General features: G+C 36.2%; 7 protein-coding genes. 3 read left to right on the plus strand and 4 right to left on the minus strand.

Annotated features, from left to right (window positions below; all coding sequences use genetic code 11):
- Window positions 1-54: 54 nt before the first annotated feature.
- Window positions 55-909 (plus strand): S-adenosylmethionine tRNA ribosyltransferase, encoded by an 855-nt coding sequence (locus tag FZ940_RS04140; RefSeq protein WP_148821555.1) that lies wholly within the window; start codon window positions 55-57, stop codon window positions 907-909.
- The gene (gene rnhB / locus FZ940_RS04145; RefSeq protein ID WP_148799557.1) at window positions 909-1,460 is read left to right on the plus strand and encodes a ribonuclease HII; all 552 of its coding nucleotides are present in this window, start codon (window positions 909-911) and stop codon (window positions 1,458-1,460) included. Before FZ940_RS04140 ends, rnhB begins: the two co-directional genes overlap by 1 nt.
- A gap of 45 nt (window positions 1,461-1,505) precedes the next feature.
- Here rnhB and tpx read toward each other — a convergent pair whose 3' ends face one another.
- The 3 genes from tpx to FZ940_RS04160 all read right to left on the minus strand — a co-directional run bounded on the left by tpx (window position 1,506) and on the right by FZ940_RS04160 (window position 3,859).
- Window positions 1,506-2,030, minus strand: coding sequence for a thiol peroxidase (tpx, locus tag FZ940_RS04150; protein WP_148821556.1), 525 nt, complete (start codon window positions 2,028-2,030; stop codon window positions 1,506-1,508).
- 14 nt (window positions 2,031-2,044) lie between these two features.
- Window positions 2,045-3,187, minus strand: a complete 1,143-nt coding sequence (locus tag FZ940_RS04155; RefSeq protein ID WP_148821557.1) for a trans-sulfuration enzyme family protein — start codon at window positions 3,185-3,187, stop codon at window positions 2,045-2,047.
- 216 nt (window positions 3,188-3,403) lie between these two features.
- Window positions 3,404-3,859 (minus strand): DIP1984 family protein, encoded by a 456-nt coding sequence (locus tag FZ940_RS04160; RefSeq protein WP_148821558.1) that lies wholly within the window; start codon window positions 3,857-3,859, stop codon window positions 3,404-3,406.
- A gap of 99 nt (window positions 3,860-3,958) precedes the next feature.
- Between FZ940_RS04160 and FZ940_RS04165 the strand changes: the two genes are divergently transcribed.
- Complete coding sequence (locus FZ940_RS04165) at window positions 3,959-5,125, plus strand: MalY/PatB family protein (RefSeq protein ID WP_148821559.1); 1,167 nt, start codon at window positions 3,959-3,961, stop codon at window positions 5,123-5,125.
- A gap of 494 nt (window positions 5,126-5,619) precedes the next feature.
- On the opposite strand, the gene sodB is transcribed toward FZ940_RS04165, so the two are convergent.
- The gene (sodB, locus tag FZ940_RS04170) at window positions 5,620-6,237 is read right to left on the minus strand and encodes a superoxide dismutase [Fe] (RefSeq protein WP_148821560.1); all 618 of its coding nucleotides are present in this window, start codon (window positions 6,235-6,237) and stop codon (window positions 5,620-5,622) included.
- Window positions 6,238-6,504: the final 267 nt, after the last annotated feature.

The following is a 6,504-nucleotide window of genomic DNA, read 5'->3' on the forward strand; positions in this document are numbered from 1 at the left end:
TTTTAAAAGCTTAAAGTAAAGAAGCTATAATCAAAAAAACTATAAAGGACGGACATGAGAGCATTTATTGGGATTTTTATACTTATAGTAGGTCTATTTGGCTATGAGATAAATCACGAAAACTGGGCAAAATTTTATAAATTTATTGGTGAGGCAAATGGTATAAAATTTGAAGTTTATATGAACTATTTTAAAGATGAATTTGAAAATTTTAAGCAAAGTAAGAGCTTTAAAGTGCCGGCCAAGATAAGCGGACATATCTTTTTTGATGGTACAAAATACGACTACGAAAAAGGTAATCTTGAGCAAAATAGCAGTGAAATTTCGTCGCTAAATGCTGTATCTGATAAGATAAATTTAGACGTTAAAAATGAAAATGGCGAGCTAAAGGGCAAAATAATCGTTAAAAACAAAGCCTATAATGCGACTATCAAAAAAGAAAAAGAGTATGAAATGCTAAATATTGGCATCCAAATGATTGAAGCAAATGGCACGAGATACGAAGCTATAATTAACGATATATTTGCCAAAGAATCGGCTAAAAAAAATAAGAATAAATTACTCTCGACGCTTTATGACTTAAAAAGCGAACGTAAAAAATGGCCAAATAACCAATTTGAAAGCCTAGATAACATCTACTATATAAATGACAAAATAAAAAGCATCTGCACCTATAAAAATAATAAAACTAGCTGCGATGTCGTCTTGCTTAAAACCAACAAAAAGCTAAAGTTAAAGCAGATTTTTAAAGATATGAACGACCCCCATCTAAAAGCAATCCTCGCAACAGCAGGCGTTAGCGAAAATTTTGTACTTTCGCCACTTGGGCTTACCTTTTTAAATGAGGAGCAAATTAGCGTGCCACTTGATGAGCTAAGACCTTACTTTAGCGATGAAATCGGACTTTAATGGCAAAAATTTGTGGCATAGATGAAGCTGGGCGTGGGGCTTTAGCTGGGCCTTTAAGTGTAGCGGCCTGCGTGCTTAATAAAGAAATTTCAGGCTTAAACGACTCCAAAAAACTAACTGCAAAAAAGCGCGAGGAGCTTTTTAAAGAGATTATAAAAAGCTCAAATTTTCTCATCATCTACTTCTCAAATGCGCAAATAGACGAACTTGGGCTAAGCGAGTGCTTAAGACGAGCGCTCAAAATTTTTAAGGCGCATTTTGAGGGTTTTGAGATCATTTATGATGGTAATTTAGACTATGGCGTTGGTATCACAACGATGATAAAAGCTGATAGCAAAGTCGCTGGGGTAAGCGCTGCTAGCATATTAGCAAAGGTTAGCCGTGATAGTTTGATGAAAGGCTGGGATAAAATTTACTCAAAGTATGGCTTTGCTGGACACAAAGGATATGGCACAAAGGCGCATCTAGAAGCCATTGCTAAGTTTGGCTATTCAAGTCTTCATAGAAAAAGCTTTGTAGTAAAATCTTTTGAAAAATCTCTATTTGACTAAGATTAATTATCTAAGCATCAAATAGATGCCTAGATAACGCCTTTTTTAATGGCAGCCACAACCGCAACTACCGCTACTTTTAATAGCATCAAATACTGCATCGTAGTTTGGCTCTTCTGTCACTTCAGGGACGATTTGTTTGTGAATTATTACGCCATCATTGATGACAAATACCGCTCTTGCAAGTAGCCCTTTTAGCGGGCCATCGCTCATTAAAACGCCATAGTTTTTAGCAAATTCTCTGTATCTAAAGTCGCTTCCAACACATAAATTTTCTATGCCTTCAGTCGTGCAAAATCTCCCCATCGCAAATGGTAAATCATTTGAGATGATGCTTAGTTTTACACCATGTTTGCCAGCTACTTTTTCGTTAAATTTACGAGCCTCTGCTGCGCAAACGCCAGTATCAAGTGATGGCAAGCAGACAAGTACTTCTACACCATTACTTCCGCCTACACTAAACTCGCTAAGATCTTGTGCTACGACTTTTGCTTCAGGCGCATAAGAGCCTACAAAGACCTCGTTTCCACTTAAATTTACCTCACTACCTTTAAATTTTGTAGTTGCCATATTTATCTCCTTTATTATTTTTTTGCTTTTTTAAATGCTTGATCAAGATCTGCTATTAGATCATCAGCGTTTTCGATACCGATTGCTAATCGAAGCAAGTTTTGCTTTATGCCGATCTTATCTAGCACCTCTTTTGGATACGCCTCATGCGTCATCGTTGCAGGCCTGCAAATGAGGCTTTCTACGCCACCAAGACTTACCGCTAGATCAAAAATTTCTAGCGATTTTACAAATTTATTTACATCATATTTTTCATCAAGCTCAAATGAGATGAGCGCGCCAATGTCGCTTGCTTGAGCTGCTTGTATCTTTGCCTCTTGCTCGCTATATGAGCCAGCAAAATGCACCACGCTAACAGCGTCATTATTCTGCAAAAATTTGATTATTTTATGGGTATTTTGCGTTTGCCTATCAAACCTAACGCTAAGCGTTTTAAGCCCACGTATTAGGTAGTATGCGTCCATCGGGCTGATGATGCCACCAAGCGTGTTTTTAGCAAACTTTATCTTCTCAGCCAAAGCATCGTCGTTTAGCGTGACAATACCAGCGATCACGTCAGCGTGTCCGCCGATATATTTTGTAGCACTATAAACCACGATATCAGCTCCATGATCAAGCACTCTTTGATAATAAGGCGTTAAAAATGTGTTATCCACGATGACTAGAGCGCCTTTTTTGTGAGCGATCTTTGAAATTCTAGCGATATCTGTCACTCTTAAGAGGGGATTTGACGGAGTTTCGATAAATATCGCCGCCACGTCGTCACTTATATCATCTTCGCTTAAAAAATTTAGATCATCTATAAATTCGCTCTTTATGCCGTGGCTTTCAAAAACGGTTGTAACATATCTATAAGTGCCGCCATAGACGTTACTATTTAGCAGAACCTTTCGCCCAGTTTTTATAAGGCTAAGTGCGGCTGCTGTTGCTGCCATGCCTGAGCCAAAGCTAAATGCGTATTTGCTGGCTTCAACCTTTGCAAAAATTTCATCAAATGCTTTTTTGGTTGGGTTGCTACCACGAGAATATGCAAATTCTTGAAAATTTTCAAGATCATCTTGCACAAATGTACTTGCTAAAAAAATAGGCGGAATGACAGCTTTATTTGGATTATTTTTAGCTTCAATGCCTTTTACGATCAAGGTATCAAGTTTCATAAATTTCCTTTTAAAATTTTATGAAATCTTACATAATAAAGATTAATCTTCCCCAAACCCACCCAAAACGTAGCTAAATCAGTAAGTGGTAGTAACATTTATTTTTAAGAATACATTTTTTAAATTGCTGGGATAAATTTAAGCTTTTGCTCTCTCCCCGCAAGCCTAATAAATTTTTCTTTTTACTCGCCTTTAGCTACATTTCCACCATAAATTTTACTCTACAAGATCAACTTGCCAGTTTGCCTCTTGCAGCTTCATATCTAGCTCTCTGATCTCTTTGGATAGCTCGTCTATTTGCTTTTGAAGCATAGCCACATCAATACTACTTAAAATTTTTATCTCACTATTTGAGTAAAGATCGACCTTTTGGCTTGCGCTTTTGGCAAAATCCCTAAGCACGCTTACTTTTTGGCTTAGCGTATCTTTTTTAGCGATCATTTCAGTTAGGCTCGCGCCTTCAAATTTTGCACTTGAGTTTGTTAAATTTATAGCCAAGATCAGCCTAAATAGCTCATCGCTTAGCCTATCAAGCTCTTTTAAAAGAAGCTTTGGATCTTCGCTAGGTCTTTCATTTTCTTGCATTTTTGCATTATCAAGCAACCTACCTTTTAGCTGCTCTAAACGTTTTTGTGTATCGGCTCTTAAAATGAGAGCCTGAGCTAATTTCATCATTTTTCCTTTTGAAATATTAAATTGAGAGAAAATTTCAAATTATATTAGTATCTTTTGGGTTATAATTGATTTAAAATTTTATTTTAAGGAAAAGCTATGAAGTACGATTTTGATACGCTTATTAGCAGAGATGGCACTAACTCATCAAAATGGCGAATGAAAAACGATGTTTTGCCAATGTGGGTTGCTGATATGGATTTTAAGGCTGCACCTGAAATTTTAAATGCCCTACAAAAGCGTCTTGATAATGGCGTCTTTGGCTACTCATTCATTCCAGAAGAGTGGAATGAAGCGATTAAAGGCTGGTGGAAAAGGCGTCATGATGTTAGCTTTGAAAACGATTGGATGTGCTTTTGCACTGGTGTTATACCAGCGATTTCAACTGCTATTAGAAGATTTAGTAATCCAGGAGATCAAATTTTAGTTCAAGCTCCTGTCTATCACGTATTTTTTAACTGCATTAAAAATAATGGCCGTGAAATTTTATCAAATGACCTTATCTATAAAGATGGCTCTTATGAGATTGATTTTGAAGACCTTGAAGCAAAGCTAGCTCAACCACTAACAACTATGATGCTTCTTTGTAATCCTCACAATCCAATAGGAAAAATTTGGGACAAAGAGACGCTTAAAAAAATAGGCGAGCTTTGCTATAAGCATGATGTTTTGGTTATCAGCGATGAGATCCACTGCGACATAACTGATCCTGGTCTAAGCTATGTGCCATTTATCAGCGTTAGTGAAGAGTGTAAAAATAACTCAATCACATGCATCTCACCTACAAAAGCTTTTAATATCGCAGGACTTCAAAGCTCAGCCATCATCACGCCAAATGAGCAAATACGTGCCAGAATAAATGCAGCTGTAAATTATGATGAGATAGGTGAGGCAAACGCATTTGCGATAACTGCGACAATAGCGGCATTTAACGATAGCCAAACATGGCTTGATGAGCTTAGAAATTATCTCTTTGAAAACAAAAAAATCGTTATAAATTTCATAAAAGAGCAAAATTTGCCAGTAAAACTTCTGCCTTCAAATGCGACTTATCTTTTATGGCTTGATTGCAGCGCGTTTTGCGAGGATTCAAGCGACTTTATGAATTTCTTGCGTGATAAAGCTGGACTTTGGCTAAATGACGGCAATGCTTACAGGGGAGATAGATTTTTCCTCCGTATGAACATAGCAACCCAAAGAGCCAGAGTGCTTGAGGGGCTAAAACGCTTACAAAATGGTATAAATTTATACACTTCAAAAAGATAAATTGAGTAAATTTGGCTGGGTGGCTTTTGAATTTTAAGCTACTCCTGCCTGATATTGATACAGCTTGGGGCATTTTTGAAACAGTGAACATTGCCCCCCCACCACCATTTTTTAACATCAAATCAAGTTTTGCTGATAAATTTAAAGGCAAGATGGCCTACGCTAGTTTTTGTTTAGTTGCTTTAAATTTAAGCATAAAACCGCTTAGCCATAATAGGGCAGATCGATAAAAAGAGTAATTTGTACCTTTTTGAATTGGTAAAGATCGCGTTCATAGCTCATAAATTTAGCAGTGGCTTTAAAATTTTTAATAAAGTAGAAATTTGATATTCTGGCTTTAAATTTAAGAGAAATTGTTTGCTAAAACAAAATTTTGAGCCATTTTTGAAGTTGTGCTTTCTTTTAAAACAAGGTAGTTTTTTGCTAATAAATTTGATGATTTTAAAAATTTAGATAAAAGCAGAAATTTAAAGGCGGGAAAGCCCCGCCAGATATTATTTATGAAGCTCTTTTGTATAAAACTCAACTGAGCCAAGGCCCTCCTTTAGTGCCCACTCGTAAGCTTTGCTTACAAATTCCCAGTTTATGTTCTCATAAAATGTCTCTAGGTATTTTGGGCGAGCGTTGAAGTTGTCGATGTAGTAAGCGTGCTCCCAAACATCAACGACTAGAAGTGGCACTTTGCCGTCACTCACTGGAGTTTTTGCATTGCTAGTTTGTACAATCTCTAGCTTTTTACTGCTTGGATCAAATACAAGCCACGCCCAGCCTGAGCCAAAAAGCGTTGTAGCTGCTTTTAAAAATTCCTCTTTGAAATTTGCGAAATTTGCCTCGATCGCAGCTTTTAGCTCGCTTGACATCTCGCTTTTTTTAGCGATGCAGTCCCAGTAAAAGTCGTGGTTATAAACTTGAGCAACGTTGTTGTAAAGCCCACCTTCGCTATTTTTTAGGATCTCGTAAAATGATGCGTCAGCAAATTTTGTATCTTTTATAAGATTGTTTAAATTTGCTACGTAAGTTGCATGATGCTTGCCGTAGTGGTATTCACAGGTTTTTACGCTAACTACTGCATTGCTATTTGCATCAAATGGAAGTTTTCTAAGTTCAAACATAATAATTCCTTAATAATAAAATTTGTTGTTTCGTATTATAGCCATAAAAAATTAATAAATAAAAATCTTTTAAATTTAGCCGCAAAATATAGGCTAAATTTAAGCAAACCTAAACTTACATTTTTTAGCTGGCTTTTAAGCTTATGAAAAAGCAAACTTAGAGCAAAATATCCCATGCATTTGTTTAAATGGATTCAAAAATTTATTAAAAGTAAAAATAAAATAAATTTTATGTGTAAAAAAGTAACAAATATACTTTAAAAGTTT

The sequence above is a fragment of the Campylobacter concisus genome (assembly GCF_902460415.1).
GTDB lineage: Bacteria > Campylobacterota > Campylobacteria > Campylobacterales > Campylobacteraceae > Campylobacter_A > Campylobacter_A concisus_Y.

Coding starts and splice junctions, on each gene's coding strand:
- tpx (WP_148821556.1), bottom strand. CDS start 2,030: ATGGCAACTACAAAATTTAAAGGTAGTGAGGTAAATTTAAGTGGAAAC.
- FZ940_RS04155 (WP_148821557.1), bottom strand. CDS start 3,187: ATGAAACTTGATACCTTGATCGTAAAAGGCATTGAAGCTAAAAATAAT.
- sodB (WP_148821560.1), bottom strand. CDS start 6,237: ATGTTTGAACTTAGAAAACTTCCATTTGATGCAAATAGCAATGCAGTA.
- rnhB (WP_148799557.1), top strand. CDS start 909: ATGGCAAAAATTTGTGGCATAGATGAAGCTGGGCGTGGGGCTTTAGCT.
- FZ940_RS04165 (WP_148821559.1), top strand. CDS start 3,959: ATGAAGTACGATTTTGATACGCTTATTAGCAGAGATGGCACTAACTCA.
- FZ940_RS04140 (WP_148821555.1), top strand. CDS start 55: ATGAGAGCATTTATTGGGATTTTTATACTTATAGTAGGTCTATTTGGC.
- FZ940_RS04160 (WP_148821558.1), bottom strand. CDS start 3,859: ATGAAATTAGCTCAGGCTCTCATTTTAAGAGCCGATACACAAAAACGT.